Consider the following 17,632-nt stretch of genomic DNA (forward strand, 5'->3'; position numbering starts at 1 on the left):
CCTAGATGGGACAAATAAAAATAAGGAAAGGACGATTTGCAAAATCATCCGGCTGTGGAATTTCATTATCTTATAGATAACAAGCTCTGCAATTGCTCATGTTTGTACGAGTGGAGTTTCAATTTCTTATAGGTTTTCTCATGTTAAGTGAAAAATATACTCTCCAAACCGACATTTCGCACAGAATTATTGCTTCAACTCCTCATAGTTAAATAAAAATGCTTACTGACTATAGTCCATATGGGAGCATGGGCAATAAAAATGCCCGTCTTTCAAACGAAGACAGGCATAAATCATAGATCTTTCAATTCATTTTCAACAAGCTTCTGTATTCTTTTCATCGCTTCCGAATCGATTTCCTCTATGGCAGCAGCCGCTTGCTCCAAAGATTTGCTGTATTCATAATTTCTGAACAACTGTTCAGCTTCTTTTAATTTTTTATCAAGGCCCGAATACGTGCTGCGGTATCGATTACCGTATTGTATTAATCTTTCGACTAAACAAACTTGGGCAATGATCTCATCTGTGTTTTCTTTTAATTGTTCGATGATGCTCACAGCATCGTTTAAATACGTTTGGACTCGATCCATATCGAGCGGAATTTCTTCAAGCGCATTGCTGACCTTTTCAAACGATTGCTGAGCAGTTTGTAATTGCTCCACGAAGCTTTCCGGAAGGCCGGGAATGTTGTTTTTTCGAATCGCCCGTTTAATCTCAGCCATCATTCGCTTTAGTTCTGCTAATTTGTCGCGCGCGTTTAATTCATCCTTTCTCAATGCCTGAAGCATCGAATGCCATTCGTTGTATTTTTCCTTTGCTTGATCAATTTGCTTATTAAAACTTTCCAGTTCCTCCTGTAAAACGGAATACGCAATATTGGAGTTCTCTATGCTTGCCAAAATATGCTTGTAATGATTTTTCAGTTGGTTCATCAGTTTATCCAACTCTTTTAGCTTGTCGACATCATCATTTGACAACTGGTAGCTCTGCTGTACAAGACTGACTTGTTCTTTTAAATCATTTTTTTCCTCTAATAAAGATTGCAGCTTTTCCCCGGTTTTTTCCGCTTCTTGTCTTACATATTGGCTCGCATACACTTCCTTCTCAAGCATTTCGTAAATGTTATCAATCGTTTCTTTTATGGAATCAAGACCCATTTTCACGTCTTCTGTCTCTGCTTCACTTAGCTTCTTTTTCAAGCCCTGCATTTTTTCCTCAATATGCGAAATTTCTTTTTCCACTTCCAAATGCTCAAGCTTGTAGCCATCCTCGAGCAGTTTTTTATACCCTTCTTTCAATTCGGAAATCTCGTTCGGCACAATCATTTGACATTCAGTTAAAAGCTTTGGAATCTCCTCTACTTTTAATTGGAGTGCTTCAAGCTTCTGTTTTTGTTCATCCAAAATTTCCTTCGCTGTTACGTAATTTCCTGAGTTCATTTCCTCATCAAATTTTTCCATTGTATGTAATATTTCATACAACTCTTTTTCCAGCCGTTCATACGCAGCTCCAAATGTATGGCGATGGGAGAGCAGTGTTTTTTTCAACTCTTTTAGCTGTTGTTTGACTGCTTCACCTTCTGTCTTATTATTGCTTTCTGTTGCAACAAGATCGTTAATGTGCTGAACAATGCCGGCTATTTGTTCTTCTATTTCTTTTAAAACCGATTCAATATGTAATAAAACTTCTTTTGACTTTTTAAAGCGGTATTTTTCAGCATATTCCTCCGCTTCAAACAGAAGCTCTTCCACCTGCGGAAGCCTGCTAGTGACGATATCGTCCCAATCTTTTCGCCAGCGTTCAAACAATTCTTCTGTTTCTCCACTCATGATTAATTCTTTTACTTTGGACAGTTCATCTGTTATGGACTGATTCATAATGTCTATTTTCCAAGCTTCAAGACGGTCTACTTCTTTATAAATATTTTTTCGAAATCCATAACCGATTCCAAATAGAAGGAAAATCAATAAAATTAATACGATCACAACTTCCATTATGAGCCCCCTCGGTCCGTTTCACTTTCTTAAAGGGTATGTATATTTTAAACGACGTTGTCGAAAAAACTTTCAAAAGAAAATAATGTGTTCTCAATGTATTTATGATACCATGATAACGACATTTTTTGAGCAAAATTTTTAATTTTTTCACATAAATCTCGACAAACTTGAGGTGATTTCTATGAAAAAAGATGGACATGTTCACACCCCTTTTTGCCCCCACGGTACGGACGATTCATTTGAATTGTATATTGAAACTGCCATAAAAAAAGGATTTTCTGCTATAACCTTTACAGAACATGCTCCATTGCCGGAAGGGTTTGTTGATCCAACTCCCGATAAGGACAGCGCAATGCCCTTCAGTGATATCGACCGCTACTTGTCTATTTTGCTAGACTTAAAAAAACAATATAAACGCGATATCGATATTCATATCGGTTTAGAAGTAGACTATATTAACGGTTTTGAAAGAGAAACAGCGCAATTTTTGGACAAATACGGTCCTTTTCTTGATGACAGCATTTTGTCCGTACATTTTTTAAAATTAAATGGACAATATTATTGTGTAGATTTTGATGAACATACGTTTCAAAAAATGGCGGAGCTTTCAGGCGGCATCAATCATTTATACGAATTATATTATGCGACAGTATTAAAAGGGGTTGTTTCAGATCTTGGAAAGTATAAGCCGAAGCGGCTTGGACATATTACGCTAATACACAAATTTCAAAAGCTTTTCCAAGCCACATTTGATGAAAAGCCTTATATTGAACAGATTTTTGCTGAAATGAACAAAAGGGGGATGGAACTGGACGTCAACACTTCCGGTTTACGAAAAGCCTTTTGCGGAGAAATTTACCCGCCAGAGGATATTATACAAGCGGCCAAAAAACAAAGCATCCCTCTCGTTTATGGTTCTGATGCCCATAGCGCGAAGGATGTAGGCAGCGATTTTTCACTTTTTGAAAAAATGGTTTAGTCATTTGATTGTTTTTCGTTTTTCTGAAAAAGTATTTGTTCCAGCCATGAAACCAGCTGTTTACTATATTGCTTGACAAAATATTCTTCGTACGGATTAATATGTAAAACTTCATACATGTATTGAGGCTGTAAAAACGGCATATTTATTAAGCTTTTGAATTGTACTAAAAAATGGGGAATGTCTACTTGTTTAAATTGGTTTGCTCGCATCCCCCGTTCAAGCAGGTTAAGCAAATAATATTTTTCTTTCGCTAAATAAGTCATCATCACCTGGCGAATGAGAGTCGAATCAAGCGTTACTTCTCGGTGGACAAAACGGGCAAGCCGGCGGTTTTCATATTGATAGCGGAGAAGTTCTTCAACGATTGCCATAAGAGAGAGTTTGGGAGATTCTGTACATTTTTGATAGCATTGATCGATTACGTCTAAATAACCTTCATAAAACTTGGACACTAAATGTTCCAATAATCCGTTTTTTCCTTTAAAATAGTAAGAAATATGGGCGATATTTGCATTGGCCCGTTTGGCAATTTCCCTAACCGATGTTCCGGTGTAACCTTTTGTATTAAAAAGGAAAATTGCTGCATCAACGATATTTTCTTTCGTAACAGTGTTCGTTTTCGTTTGCAAGTGGATCACTCCTTTTGTTGATGGCTGTTAGAAGTTTTCTACCCGCAACGATATTTTCCTGCTATAATTTCTCGACAAAGTTCGTACTTACTTGTCATTTTGAAAAAGAAAGTGAGGAATTTCCATGTTTGTCGTCGAAAGCTATAATGGAACAAAAGAAGAAAATTATGAGCTTGTGTTAAAACAGCTTACAGCATTGATTGAAGGGGAAAAAAATGTCATAGCGAATTTAGCTAATGCATCCGCCTTGTTGAATCAATTTTTGTCAGAAATCAATTGGGTTGGTTTTTATGTAAAAGACGGAGATGAGCTTGTTCTCGGACCTTTTCAGGGGCTGCCGGCATGCGTCCGAATTCCTATTGGCAAAGGTGTATGCGGAACGGCTGCTTTCGAAAAAAGAACGGTGAGAGTGGCTGATGTAAATGAGTTCCCTGGACACATCGCCTGCGACGCGCGATCACAATCGGAAATCGTTGTCCCGCTTATTAAGAACGATGAGGTAATCGGTGTGTTAGATATTGACAGCCCGATTAAAAACCGATTTGATGAAATAGACCAAAGATATTTAGAAAAATTCACGAATATTCTTACAGAATACCTTTAATAGCCTTGTTTTTCAAACGCCGGAAGTCGTGAACAGGTGGAAATGAGCATTCAACTTTTGAACCCTTTCAAATGATATAAAAAAGGGTCCCTAGTTACGATCTGTCAAACGATTTTAACAAATCAGAGCAATACCTAGGAACCCTTTATGCTCTTTCTTGGTCTAAAACCGATACTTGATTTTTTCCATTGCGCTTTGCCTGATACAAGGCATCATCTGCTCTTTTAAAAAGAAGGGCAGGCGAATCATTTTTATGGGCTGCATCCCAACAGGAAACACCGCATGAAACTGTTACAGGCGGTTTCGTTGATTTCCGCACAGCTGAAACAATTCTGTTTGCCACTTCACATCCGATTTTTAAACCCACTTTAGGAAGATAAATGGCCAGCTCTTCTCCGCCCCATCTAGCTCCTACATCTTCCTCCCGTATGTTGTTCCTTATAGTTTTAGCAATTTGAATAAGCACTTTATCGCCTACTTGGTGGCCATACGTATCATTGATTTGTTTAAAATTGTCTACGTCTATTAAAATTAATGTGCCTCTTTGGTCTTCTTTAAACGATTGATGAACAACCTCGTCAAAATATTTTCTATTAAAAAGATTTGTAAGCGGATCTGTGATCACGAGCAATTCCAGCTTTTCCCGAAGCATGGAGTTCGTAAAGGCGAGTGTAGAATGAGACACAAGCGATTCCATTAATTTGTACATATCAAACGTGAAGGAATACGGTTCTTTACGCAGCACAACAGCAAATCCGATGATTTTTTCACTGTCGATCATCGGAACAGCCATTATTGATTTATAAACGGCTTCCCCGAGAATGGAATTGGAAATATCGCCAGTGAATACACTATTTTGCTCCAATATATTTTGTGCAACCCAATCAACGTAAGCCTTCGATTCATCTGAATGGAAAAACGATGTACTTTCTGAAAGCATGTTCCATTTTTTATTTTCATCAAAAATAAAAAAAGCGGCCTCATCTGCAGAAAATGAACGAAGCATTCTTTTAACCATGTATTTCATCGTATCTGAAATCCGCAAGTTTTTATTAATTTTTCGAGCCGTATCATTAATGAGCTGCAAATCGTTTACATGCTGCTTCGACTGTTCATACAGCTTGGCATTTTCCAGCGCTTTGCCGCCGGCCTTTGCCACTTTTTCGATCATATCGATTACGTCATCGATTTGTTCAATATGAAGTGGGATATGTACATCAATTAATCCATACACACCCTGTCTACCTGCAATCGGGACATAAATATAGAGCCCGTTTGACGAGCTTCTTACGACCATATCGCCTTTCAAAAAGGCTGTCATAGCTTCCTCATACTGATCTATTTCCTGCTCCAAATTTTTCACAGGAATTTCATGTCCTAATGAATAATCAATTGGCAAAATGAAATGGCATAATAGGTCGGGATACATTTGCCTCAAAGTGTTATAAAGCTTGTTTAACACTTCTTCTTCTTTCATAATGGAATAAAGTTCATCAGTTAATAAAAACAATTGATAATATTTTTCTTTAAGCGTTTTTTGCAAATATAATTTTTTTCCGTGAAAAAACATGGCAAAACATATTTTAGAAATTTTTTCTAGTGGTTGATTAGAAAGTTTGTGAAGTACACGGCCTCCTCTGAATTCCAACAGCATTTTGGGAGAGGATTCTGCCGAATACTGCAAAAACAATCGTCCTTTTTCTTTGTAAACTACAAATTGTTCATCGTCTTTGAAGCTAAATGATTTCGAAGCACCTTTTACATCGTCATTGCTCGAGTATTGGCATAAAAAAAGATTCGAACCGATCTCTTTCCAAATCGACACATTTTGAAGATTAAATGCTTTGATTAAAATGGCAAACATTTCATTAATAAATTCATCGAAATGCTGTCTGTCCGAATCACTCATAAGTAATCGGAAAAATAAGTTTTCAAAATGATCCCAATCCATACTCCACCACCTATAACCGGGAAAATAGACCTTATTACTTTAATAGTATTATAACATGAAGCACCATTTTTTTGTGAAATAATTGGTATTTTTTTCACAAAAAATAGAAATGAATGTGTGAAGTTCGTCGGATTAAATATTCCTTTTCGCTGACAGCAAAGGAAATAATCTTGACACCGCTCATTTAAAATCATATAATGATCGTTGTGTAAAATATAGCAGCCTAAGGATTCGACAATTATGATGTCATTTTGTTCCTCAAATCTGAGGTGTACCGTGTAACTCTCTGCTGCTGGAGCGAAGGTACATGAAAACAAAATGTGCATAATTGAGAGAATCAGTCTGTTTGTATTTTACAATCGAAAATACAAAAGGAGGAGCAATATGTCTCGTTATACAGGTCCTACATGGAAAATTTCCCGCCGTTTAGGCATTTCTTTGAGCGGCACAGGCAAAGAGCTTGAAAAACGTCCGTATGCACCTGGTCAGCATGGTCCAGGCCAACGGAAAAAACTTTCTGAATACGGCTTACAATTGCAAGAAAAACAAAAGCTTCGCCATATGTACGGAGTTAACGAACGTCAATTCCGCAATACTTTCGTAAAGGCGGGCAAAATGCCGGGTATTCACGGTGAAAACTTCATGATCCTTTTAGAGTCTCGTTTAGATAACATTGTTTATCGTCTTGGCTTGGCTCGCACTCGCCGTCAAGCACGCCAATTGGTTAACCACGGCCATATTTTAGTGGATGGAAGCCGCGTGGACATTCCGTCTTACCAAGTAAAACCAGGCCAAACGATTTCTGTCCGTGAAAAATCCCGCAACCTTCAAATCATTAAAGAAGCGGTTGAATTAAACAACTTTGTTCCTGAATATTTAACATTTGATCCGGAAAAGCTTGAAGGAACATACACTCGTCTGCCTGAACGCTCTGAATTGCCTGCGGAAATCAACGAATCGCTCATCGTTGAGTTCTACTCTCGTTAATAAAATTAGATTGTATAATTCAGTATTTAAAAACCCTGAAACCCTTGAGAAGAAAGGATTTCAGGGTTTTTTTGTTTCAATTTAGGTTTGATCACAATTTGATCATAATGTATTATTTTGGGGCAAGTGGGGAAGCTTTTGGAGCTACTTTTTATAAAAAATGCGGACAGATGCTGAATTATTTTTATATACACGAAAGTACCAAAATGAGATTTAGAACCTGCGGAAATCCTTGAAATCGTATCAGTACATTCAGATCTATCACGATTCATAAAATGTATGTGCATAGTAAAACGTTTTTATAACTTAAAATTTTCCCTATTTTTAACCAATTCTTTTTAATCACATAAAATACACGGGACATTGCTCTATTGAATTTAAATTGTTTAGTTTTGTGCCTGCATGCCATATCGTTGCAGAAAAAAGCTTGAAGACTCACTTCTTAAAACAAAAAAAGGAATTGAGTGCATAATGAAGAATATTTATATACGGCAATATTCTATTAGATTTATTTGTAAAATCCCAATAACGAATGCTTTCACAGCTGGTGAAATAATATCGATTAACGATCTTCTAATGAAATAGATGCTGATACATCGGATGACGAAGCAAAATTTGAGGTAGGAATTTAGTTCTTTACTCAAATTTAAAATTAAAAGTTGATGATGAGTAAGAAATCAATTTTTTAAAGGGGCTGCCTGATGAGTCCCCTAAAATGAAGGATTTGGGAGAAATACTACTGTGAAGGACAAAAATAATTGAATAAATTTGTAAATGTCCTTCATAGAGGCAATGAACCCAACAAGAAGCAATTATATGTGCTGAATGTCCGTCAGAAAACTTTTGAAGAACCAATTCAGAAAGAGGGAGCATAAGAAAAGTCCTTCATAAGACTTCTGAAGGATATAAAAAGATAGAAAAAATGGTCTGCCCGATAAGTCCCTAAAATGAAGGGGCTCGAAAAAGTCAGTTAACCCTGACCTTTTGGACAGCTCCTAGTTTCTTTAAATATTACAGTATTTCACGCAGGTGGTGGACGATATATTGGATGATTTTAATTTGATTATATTCTTATGGAGAACTTCATTTGTTATTTCAATACTTACATTTATAATTGGTTTACTCCATCGTTCTTGGCTGTTTATGCTTATTAGTACTGTAACATTTTTACCAGTTGCATATTATTTTCTCGGTGCGTTAAACGCATGGCGGTTAGTTGGATATATACCAATTTTATTATTTTCACTTACAGTCCTGTTCTGGTTTCTTAAAAAAAGAAATAAGAGCGGAGAGAAAATAAAACGATAAGATCTTCCTCTTCAACAAAAGTATTTGAATGAGCATTTTGCAAAATTAGATTTTTATTAAAAAGAGTTTTAAAAGAAACCCAAATAAATTGGGGTATTTTGTATCTTTGGTTTACAAATATTCTGTTTGTCCTTTTTTGGGCGTACTTGCAGAATTTTTCGCTTTAAAAATTTTTTAAGCGGTTTGTTGCTTTTACTCTCTTTTGCCATTGCGAGAGCTGAAACCAGTAATACGATGGCGTTCAAGTAAATATGAGTTTTTACTTTATCGATTCCCCACACATGCAGGGAGTTCGCTGTAAGATAACTTTTCATTCTTGAATTGCACCGTTCTACACTGGTTCGCTCATTGTAAAGTTCTTTCCAACGTTTGGAATCGCGGTGTGGATTAGAGTACCGGCGAAGATCCTTATTCACGTTAATTTTTACTACCATTCCATAGTTGGAGGATGAACAGGCTGCCATTCCTAATGGGCAATCCACTTTTCCGGTTGCGTGTGGACATCTGAATTTGAGCTGATCCTTATTGGCTCCCCAATAAGTCATTTCGTACCCCATAGAACAGCGTGGGGTTCCATTGGAGGCAATTCCTTCGGGAGTCATTTTCATTACGCAAATTGAGTGGAATAATAGCTTGAGCCCCAATGTTCTTGGCGGATTCGTAGTTTTTAAGCTGGTCGTACCCACCATCCATTATCAGGAAATCAATTTTAGAGTTTGTACAACTCTTTACTTGTTCAATTAATTGTGGTGCGACATCCCCATCGTTGATATGAGCAGGGGTTACTTCAATCGCCATTGGTAATTCACTTTTGGTGTCAACGGAAAGATGCATCTTATAGCCAAACCAAGTAATTTTATTACCGAAGGAATCAAACTTTGCCCCCCAATTGGCGTTGCCTGTTTGTTCACTTCGCTTCTTAGGCTGCTTCTTTTCGTAAGCATCAATGGCGGCACTGTCGATAGCCTGATGTTTTCCATCAATTACTCCTTCCTCTTGAGCTAACTGGACGAGATCTTGAAAGATTCTTTTCACGAGTCCAGTTTTGGTTAGTGAAGAAAATACTCGGCTAAGAGTAGAGATGGATGGTGCAGGCCTGCTAATATCTAAACCACATTGGTAACGAAAACGCAGGTCATTTTTCAATCGATTGTGAAGAGAAGTAAAAGTATCAATACCTTCTAATGGGGCAGCGATAAGAGCCCTTAATATCCCTTCTTTGGAATGTCCTTCAGCCCCTTGGGGTGAAGAACTTTTCAATTGTTTAGCATAAGGACGCAAATCTAGAGCACTAAAAAAGATCGGTAATTTCTCTTTTGACTCTAAAATTTGCAATTCTTCAAAGGAAAATAGACTTTCTTGTAGAATATACAAAGTGACTTCCTCCTTGTGGATTTTTGTGGTTTGGTCAATTCAAAATTCTACAAATAAGGGGTGAAGTCCTTTTTTATGCTTTAGAAAACCTTATGGCTCTTGGGTTGAAAAATGTGCAAAATGCTCATATAAATAAAGATAAAAATGCAGTAAAAAAGAATGCTTGTTCCAAATGTTAATGCCAATCTTTCCAGGATTAGCAACTTGAATTTATTTTTTCGGGCTTTATACATCCATTCGGAAACATTTTCCATTTCCTGAGGATCATAATCATCATTATTGATATCTGTGGACCAAAGGCTAAAAATTAAATAGATTGTTGCGACATACAAAGGATTTATAAAAGGTTCTAAATAGGAATGAAAATAATAAATGAGCGAGTAAACAAAAATTGGTGCTATTTTTGAAATAAAATTAATAACCTGATTTACTTTGTATAATACAGACAGCAATATTTTTTTATCTGCTTCAGAAAACTCATTGAAAATAGATCTGTAGAAAATCTCTATATTGGAAATTGCTTTTCCTTTTTTTTTATTAAACGTTTATATTTGAAATACTTCATCTGTCCTCAATTCCCTAACATTTTCCCGATGATTCTTATCACTGTGATAACGCTTACCAATACACAAATAACTGAAATGGCGAATACGACCATCATCTTCAACTTAAAATATTTTTCCATATTCTTTTACACCTTCCCCAAATTATTAAAAAAATGTAGCATTTATCAATGTATGTATAATAAGTGGTACACCATACAATACCGAAAATATAAGAACCCCTAATTTGATTTTTACGTTGTTCGATATAGACTTATCAATAATCGAAAAAAATATATAAATAAAAACTGCCAACAATATTTGTGAGACTGGCGACCAGATCAGCCATGGAATGTTTTGCATATCATTAAGACCGATAGCCTTAATAATAGTCATATTTAATAGTGTTGAAAAGATATTCGCTAAAAGGATTGGAAATATATAGTTGCTAAATTTTAATTTCTTTTTAGTCATGAAATTTGCTACAAAAGTAACAAATAGTGTTTCCATTATTACAACTGTTATACCCGCTATCAATTGCACCGAAGTTATAAAGACAATAACAAATGCTTCGGTAAATAAAGGTAAGTTTTTTTGGATTTCGTTAAATTGTTCAATGATCCCAAATTGCCTGATTGAAAAAAAAGTATTGGCAACCAATATCAGAGACAATAGAAAAAAAGAAAGCGTATTGATTAATCCTTGACGTTTTAATATAAGCATATTTATCCCCTTCATATAAAGAAGTTAGTGCCCCACACACTACCTTCTTTACTATATTTCTATTAAAGTGCTTTTGCTGCTGCTCTTTTACCCGATCTGGATAGTGCCAAAATTGTAGCACGATAAGACCAAACTGCTGCTGATGCAGCAGCTCCAAGTCCAGTTAGAGTCAGTAATAATGATGCGTAAGAAATCCAATCCAAATAATCCAGAATAACCCCTGCAGTGCTTAAACTAACACCTGTAAGTTGTCTAATCAAAACTTTTTCCATTATATTCAATTCATTCGTTATTCATTAATCTATAAATTATGTGGAGGCACTCAAAAATAAGATTCGGATCCGCTCAATTATATAAAATAGTTGAGCAGACCTAACGCAAATATAATGACATAAAGCAAGTCAGATTAATTACATTAATAAAATTAACTTATACAGTTGTCTGCTAGAATGCTATAGTATTACACTTACAAATCAGAATTACACAATTTATTTATTAAAATATTCCATCATAGCACTTTCAAAAATAATTATAATTATTTTTCCAAATATGTAAATATTTTTATTAAATAACAAATAATGTTTAAAAATTTGTGTAAAGCATTTTGCTAGACCAAAAGAAAAAGATAGGTATTTCTCTTATTTGGCCATAACACATTCCAAAATTTAATATGGACACAAAATCATAAGGTGACATTTACTGATCGTTTACATCATTTCGCATGGATTGTAACTTTATTTTGAAAAAGAAAACGAACCACTGTTTATATGGAAAGTAAATAAAGTTTCGTATCTTCTTCATAAATGTTGATGAAATAGAAATTTATCGATTTTAGATTTGGAGAAATTTCCTCAAATGGTTTCCCCTTCTTTTTCCTTATATGGATCGGCTCAAAATAAATCTTTTTGGTAAATGTGCCATCACCATTGTAAAAAACTTTTGTATTCTCTGTCCGTTCCTCAATGATTTCCCCTCGTTTAAGGTTAATTTTAGGGGTCGGGACTTTTGACGGTAAATGACTTTCAGTAGAGTTGTTGTCTTTAGAATGAATGGTTTCTGCGAACGTCTAAAGGAACGGATGAAAAAATAACAGATTCACAATTGCCCATATCAACCATTTTTTTAAACGACTAATTTTCATATAATCCCTCATTTTCAATAATTTGTTAAATTGATTATACTTTATAAAAACTAGATTTAGGTACATTTTTTGACATAGAAAATTCTGTATTTTTCGACAATTTTCACTTCTTTTGTACGAAAAAACCCCCCTTCAATGAATAAATTAATCCATTCAATTGAAGGGGGGGTGCTTTTGACTTATTTAATAGAATACGGGTATGAGCGGTGGTCGTTTAGAATCACTCGCCCGTATATTTTCCAATTGATTTTAATAGGCCCCTAAAGTGTGAGCAGAGGCTTATGATCATTTGAAATGAATTAAGAAATATTTCTTTTTGCCCCGGCGGATCACAGCAAATTGACCTTCGATGGTGTCTTTTTCAGACACAATATAATCAAGCTCCTGCACCCGTTCGCCGTTAATGTAAATCGCACCGTTTCCGATGTCTTCTCTTGCCTGCCGTTTCGATGGAGAAATTTTCGCTTGAACCAATAAATCGACTAATCCGATTTCATTTTCGGTCGTTTCATACGAAGGCACATCTTTAAAGCCTTGTTTTATTTCTTCTGCTGTTAAAGCTTTTATATTGCCGCTGAACAGCGCCTCGGAAATTTTGACTGCCTGTTTGAGTGCTTCTTCGCCATGGACAAGTTTTGTCACTTCTTCCGCTAACGCTTTTTGCGCAGACCGTTTTTCAGGAGTATTTTTCACTTCTTCTGCCAATTGTTCAATTTCTTCTTTTGATAAGAAAGTAAAATATTTTAAATATTTGATGACATCCCGGTCATCGGTATTGATCCAAAATTGATAAAATTCGTAAGGCGATGTTTTTTCTTTATCGAGCCAGATGGCTCCTCCTTCCGTTTTGCCGAATTTTGTGCCGTCGGCTTTCGTGACGAGCTGGAGTGTAAGACCGTATGCTTTCGCATTTTCTTCCGTTTTTCGAATTAGTTCAAGTCCTGACGTAATATTTCCCCATTGGTCGCTTCCGCCGATTTGCAAGCGGCAATCATAGGTTTGGTACAGCTTTAAAAAATCGTACGATTGCAAAATCATGTAGCTGAATTCCGTAAAGGAAATGCCCGTTTCAATTCTTGACTGCACGGTTTCTTTCGCCAGCATGTAGTTTATGCCAAAGCTTTTGCCGATATCGCGCAAAAATGTGATGACATCCAATGGTCCGATCCAATCGTAGTTGTTGGCCAAAATGGCCGGATTCCCTTCTTTTTCAAAATCCAAAAAGCGGGAAAGCTGTTCCTTAATGCGTTCTGACCACTGCTTCACCGTTTCTTTTTCATTTAATGTTCTTTCCTGTTTTTTTCCGCTTGGATCGCCGATCAAGCCTGTTGCGCCGCCAACAAGAGCAATCGGTTGATGACCTGCCTCTTGAAATCTTTTTAACGTTAAAATCGGCAGCAAATGCCCGATATGAAGGCTGTCTGCCGTTGGGTCAAAACCGCAGTACAGCTTCACCTGTTCCTCTGACAACAATTTATCTAATCCTTCTTCATCCGTTACTTGATTAATGAGTCCGCGATATTTTAAATCTTCTAGCAAAGCATTCATCAAACCCACTCCTTTTCAAATTTTATCCAAATAAAAAACGCCCCTTCATGAAGGGACGTATAATTACGCGGTACCACCCTGCTTAAGAACATTTGCATGTTCTTCACTCATTCTGATAACGGCTAAAAACCGTCCTTTGCTACTTCACTTTCACAAAGAATGCTCATGGAGGTAATTCACAAAGCATTTATGTGCTGATTCGCACCGGCCATCAGCTCTCTGAAACAGGGAAATGCCTGCTACTTTCTCCAATCAACGCTCAAGTATTTTTTTCATTAATAAACATTTTTAGCATAATTGACATCCTTTGTCAACTAAGATTAGAACAGAGGGCGTCAACCGGAGAAAAAAATATGCTATAATAAACTAGATTTTGTAGAGGGATGATGAAAAATGGAGAAATGGTACGAATTTTTTAGGAAGGTAAGCTCCTTTTATCATAAACACCAGCAAAAAATGGTCATTGCCTATAACGTAACATGGAACTTATTTCTTTTACTATTAGTTATCGGTTTAATAGGCTTCTCCTTTATCGGAGGATTAGGAGCTGGTTATTTTGCATCGCTTGTAAAAGATGAGCCGATCCGTTCCGAAAAAGAATTGGAAAAAGACATTTACGATTATTCTGAAACAACGAAAGTGTACTTTGCAGACAATGTCTATTTAGGGAAAATTCGCACAGATCTTGAACGTGAAAAAATCAAAATTGATCAAATTTCCGAGCATTTAAAACATGCAATTGTTGCAGTGGAGGACGAATATTTTTACGAGCATAAAGGGATTGTCCCAAAGGCGATCATGCGGGCGATTTTCCAGGAGTTCTCAAACTCTTCTGTCAGAACCGGCGGAAGCACCCTTACACAGCAATTAATTAAAAACCAAATATTGACCAACGAAGTGTCATTTGAAAGAAAAGCAAAAGAAATCCTGCTAGCATTGAGATTAGAAAAATATTTTACGAAAGATCAAATATTAGAAGCCTATTTAAATGTATCATCATTTGGACGAAACAGCTCCGGAAGAAACATTGCAGGCGTGCAGGCTGCAGCGCAGGGGATTTTTGGCATAGATGCGAAAGACTTATCGATACCGCAGGCAGCTTTTATCGCTGGTCTCCCTCAAAATCCTTTTGCTTATACACCGTTCACAAAGGACGGAGAAGTAAAAGAAGATTTACAGCCTGGTATAAACCGAATGAAAACCGTCCTAAGAAAAATGTTTGCAGAAGGATATATTACAAAAAAAGAATATGAAGAAGCACTTAAGTTTGATTTAAAGGCTCATTTAGCCAAAAAGAAAAAACCTGATATTGAGCAATATCCTTGGATTATATACGAAGTTGAAAAAAGAGTGAAGGATATACTGGCTGAGCAGCTGGCGAAAAAAGACGGTCACAAGCTGGAGGATCTCCGAAAAAATAATAAAGAGTTGTTTAATCGATACATGGCGCTGGCCGATCAAGACATGAGACAAAACGGCTACAACATTCATACGACCATTGACAAGAAAATTTATGACAAAATGCAAGAGGTTGTCAAAAACTACAAGTATTACGGAAGTCCAAAGCTTGAAAAGAAAAAAGATCCTGAAACAGGCAAGACCGTAACCATCGAGGAACCGGTTGAAGTCGGCGCTGTTTTAATCGAAAACAAAACTGGAAAAATTATCTCCTTTGTTGGCGGCCGTGATCATAACAGGGAGCAGACAAACCATGCTACAAGAGCATTAAGACCAAACGGTTCAACAATGAAACCGCTCGCTGTCTATGCACCCGCGATGGAAATGGGCATCGTCCAGCCGGGAACTGTTGTGGCAGATCTTCCATTTTCAATCGGGAAATATCAGCCGAAAAACTACGGAGGCGGCTATCACGGATTAACAAGTATTCGAACAGCATTGAAACATTCATATAACATTCCGGCGGTAAAAACCTATGCAAAAATTATTTCGCAAAATCCGGTATCCTATTTAGAAAAAATGGGATTTAGTTCACTTGCTCAAGAAGATTACAGTTCATTCTCCCTCGCTCTTGGGGCAATGACTTACGGAGTAACCGTGGAGGAAAACGTAAACGCCTTTTCAACATTTGCCAATAACGGTGAATTTGTCGACGCCTACATGATTGAAAAAATTGAAACACAAGACGGAAAAGTTATATATCAACATAACAGTAAGAAAGAGAAGGTCTTTTCCCCTCAAACAGCCTATTTAATGATTGATATGATGCGGGATGTCATTCAAAGCGGAACGGCTTCCTCTTTAAAAAGGTATCTATCATTTCAATCTGATTGGGCTGGAAAAACAGGAACTGGGCAGGATTATCGGGATGCATGGTTTGTTGCTGTAAATCCTAATGTATCCTTCGGCACATGGATCGGTTATGACACGCCGAAAAGGCTGGAAACGACCTACAAAGGTTTGACCTACAGCAATAGAAATATATTGCTTTGGGCAAAATTAATGAACGCCGCATACAGCGTCAAACCTGACTTAATAGATCCTAACACTTCCTTTAAAATGCCTAAAGGAATTGTTTCAAGATCGTATTGCGCCCTCTCTGGGGATCTGCCTTCTGAATTATGCAAGAAAGCTGGACTCGTTCAAACTGACTTGTATAACGCTAAATTTCTGCCGAATAAAGTGGATAAAAGCTTGGCGTACGGCAAATTTGTTTTAGTAGACAACGTAGCCTATCAAGTGCCGGCAAATGCACCGGCTGAATTCGTCCAGGAAGGGCCTCTGCTGAAAAAAGAAGTATTGAATAATCTTGGGATTTCAGACGTGTCCCAATTGACTAAACTTCTGCCTAGCGGAGTTAATTTAGAGGCTTTGACGTTGACCGGCAATAGGGTTCTTCAGGATAATGGCAAAGCTCCTTCTAAAGTGCCCGCTGTAAAGCTTAGCGGAACAACATTATCCTGGAGCAAAAGCGGTGAATATGATGTTATCGGGTACAGGGTTTATGCAGCTCCATCTAATTCAAATAGTTTCAAAAAAATTGCCAGCATACCTGCAAAAAATAACTTAAGCATCTCAGTCGGAAAATCTCCTGCCTCCTATTATGTCGTTGCAGTGGATGTGGCAGGAAAAGCGTCTCCTCCTTCAGCCATTGTAAAAACGGTGCAATCTGGAAAAACAGAGCCGCAGCAAAAACCGAAGCAGACGGCAAATGCAAGACAATAGGCGAATGGAAAAGATGCATTAAACGATCAATAAAGTAGACGAAACAGAAAAAACAGCCCAGCAAAACTTGCTTTCACCCAATAAATATTTTAAAAAGGACCGCACGTGGTCCTTTTTATCTTTTACTGGCTAGTGTGACGGCAGCTTTTTTAAGAAAACATAGCTTACTTTATTGTATCGCATTTTTTCTTCATAGAAGCGGTGTGCGTCAACGCGCTGCAAGCCGGAAGATAAAGAAACAATATTATAGCCATTTTCTACAGCATATTGATGAACATACGTTAAAAGCTTTTCACCGTATCCTTTTGATCGTTCTTCAGGCAATGTCACTAAATCACAAACCCAAATGAAACGCCCGTAGTATAAAGTGATCATTGGCATAAATCCGGTGATGGCAACCATTTTATTATGATGGTAAAGAGCAACTAATTGATATCCTTCCTTTTGTTTAGCTTCAAGCACCAATTCAAGAAATGATTGTTCATCAAGATGAGTCCGCAAATGTTTCATCACTGAAAATCCTTCTAAAATTTCCTCTTTCGTTCGCAATTCTTTCAATAAAAGGGATGATTCCATAAGCTTCTCTCCTATTTCCATTTTTAGCGTTTATTTTATCAATCTATTATTAATGCCAATAACAAAGCCGCAAGCCTATTTACTAGA

At 36.9% G+C, this 17,632-nt stretch carries 11 protein-coding genes, 1 pseudogene and 1 other annotated feature; of the genes and pseudogenes, 4 read left to right on the plus strand and 8 right to left on the minus strand.

All coding sequences use genetic code 11. The features are described 5' to 3' along the window. Positions 1 to 293: 293 nt before the first annotated feature. Complete coding sequence (gene ezrA, locus NSR00_RS08745; protein ID WP_340788165.1) at positions 294 to 1,994, minus strand: septation ring formation regulator EzrA; 1,701 nt, start codon at positions 1,992 to 1,994, stop codon at positions 294 to 296. 184 nt (positions 1,995 to 2,178) lie between these two features. On the opposite strand from ezrA, the gene hisJ reads away from it, so the two are divergent. Further along, complete coding sequence (gene hisJ / locus NSR00_RS08750) at positions 2,179 to 2,976, plus strand: histidinol-phosphatase HisJ (protein WP_063387365.1); 798 nt, start codon at positions 2,179 to 2,181, stop codon at positions 2,974 to 2,976. Here hisJ and refZ read toward each other — a convergent pair. Continuing rightward, positions 2,973 to 3,608, minus strand: a complete 636-nt coding sequence (gene refZ / locus NSR00_RS08755) for a forespore capture DNA-binding protein RefZ (RefSeq protein WP_063387364.1) — start codon at positions 3,606 to 3,608, stop codon at positions 2,973 to 2,975. The genes hisJ and refZ overlap by 4 nt on opposite strands. A gap of 124 nt (positions 3,609 to 3,732) precedes the next feature. Between refZ and NSR00_RS08760 the strand changes: the two genes are divergently transcribed. After that, positions 3,733 to 4,212 carry a GAF domain-containing protein gene (locus NSR00_RS08760; protein ID WP_066247848.1) on the plus strand — a complete coding sequence of 160 codons (480 nt, stop codon included), beginning with the start codon at positions 3,733 to 3,735 and terminating at the stop codon, positions 4,210 to 4,212. Between the two features lie 145 nt (positions 4,213 to 4,357). Here NSR00_RS08760 and NSR00_RS08765 read toward each other — a convergent pair whose 3' ends face one another. Next, complete coding sequence (locus NSR00_RS08765; RefSeq protein WP_340788166.1) at positions 4,358 to 6,163, minus strand: sensor domain-containing diguanylate cyclase; 1,806 nt, start codon at positions 6,161 to 6,163, stop codon at positions 4,358 to 4,360. 384 nt (positions 6,164 to 6,547) lie between these two features. Between NSR00_RS08765 and rpsD the strand changes: the two genes are divergently transcribed. Next, the gene (gene rpsD, locus NSR00_RS08770) at positions 6,548 to 7,150 is read left to right on the plus strand and encodes a 30S ribosomal protein S4 (protein WP_063387361.1); all 603 of its coding nucleotides are present in this window, start codon (positions 6,548 to 6,550) and stop codon (positions 7,148 to 7,150) included. Positions 7,151 to 8,646: 1,496 nt separating this feature from the next. Here rpsD and NSR00_RS08775 read toward each other — a convergent pair. From NSR00_RS08775 to tyrS, 4 genes and pseudogenes are all read right to left on the minus strand, one after another. Next, a pseudogene (locus NSR00_RS08775) lies at positions 8,647 to 9,832 on the minus strand (transposase); the annotation flags it as partial. Positions 9,833 to 10,542: 710 nt separating this feature from the next. Continuing rightward, positions 10,543 to 11,097, minus strand: coding sequence for a hypothetical protein (locus tag NSR00_RS08780; protein WP_130157323.1), 555 nt, complete (start codon positions 11,095 to 11,097; stop codon positions 10,543 to 10,545). Positions 11,098 to 11,159: 62 nt separating this feature from the next. Then, entirely contained in the window at positions 11,160 to 11,369 is a 210-nt protein-coding gene (locus tag NSR00_RS08785) for a hypothetical protein (protein WP_130157325.1), read from the minus strand. Between the two features lie 1,154 nt (positions 11,370 to 12,523). Further along, positions 12,524 to 13,786 carry a tyrosine--tRNA ligase gene (gene tyrS, locus NSR00_RS08790; protein WP_327873344.1) on the minus strand — a complete coding sequence of 421 codons (1,263 nt, stop codon included), beginning with the start codon at positions 13,784 to 13,786 and terminating at the stop codon, positions 12,524 to 12,526. Between the two features lie 48 nt (positions 13,787 to 13,834). Beyond that, positions 13,835 to 14,051 (minus strand) — a binding site (T-box leader). 128 nt (positions 14,052 to 14,179) lie between these two features. Here tyrS and NSR00_RS08795 point away from each other — a divergent pair. Continuing rightward, positions 14,180 to 16,969 carry a transglycosylase domain-containing protein gene (locus NSR00_RS08795; protein WP_340788172.1) on the plus strand — a complete coding sequence of 930 codons (2,790 nt, stop codon included), beginning with the start codon at positions 14,180 to 14,182 and terminating at the stop codon, positions 16,967 to 16,969. A 129-nt stretch (positions 16,970 to 17,098) separates the two neighbouring features. Here NSR00_RS08795 and NSR00_RS08800 read toward each other — a convergent pair whose 3' ends face one another. Next, positions 17,099 to 17,545: a GNAT family N-acetyltransferase gene (locus NSR00_RS08800; protein ID WP_340788173.1), complete on the minus strand. Its 447-nt coding sequence runs from the start codon at positions 17,543 to 17,545 to the stop codon at positions 17,099 to 17,101. Between the last annotated feature and the right edge of the window lie 87 nt (positions 17,546 to 17,632).

It is taken from the genome of Aeribacillus sp. FSL K6-8394 (assembly GCF_038008865.1).
Classification (GTDB): Bacteria; Bacillota; Bacilli; order Bacillales; family Aeribacillaceae; genus Aeribacillus; species Aeribacillus composti.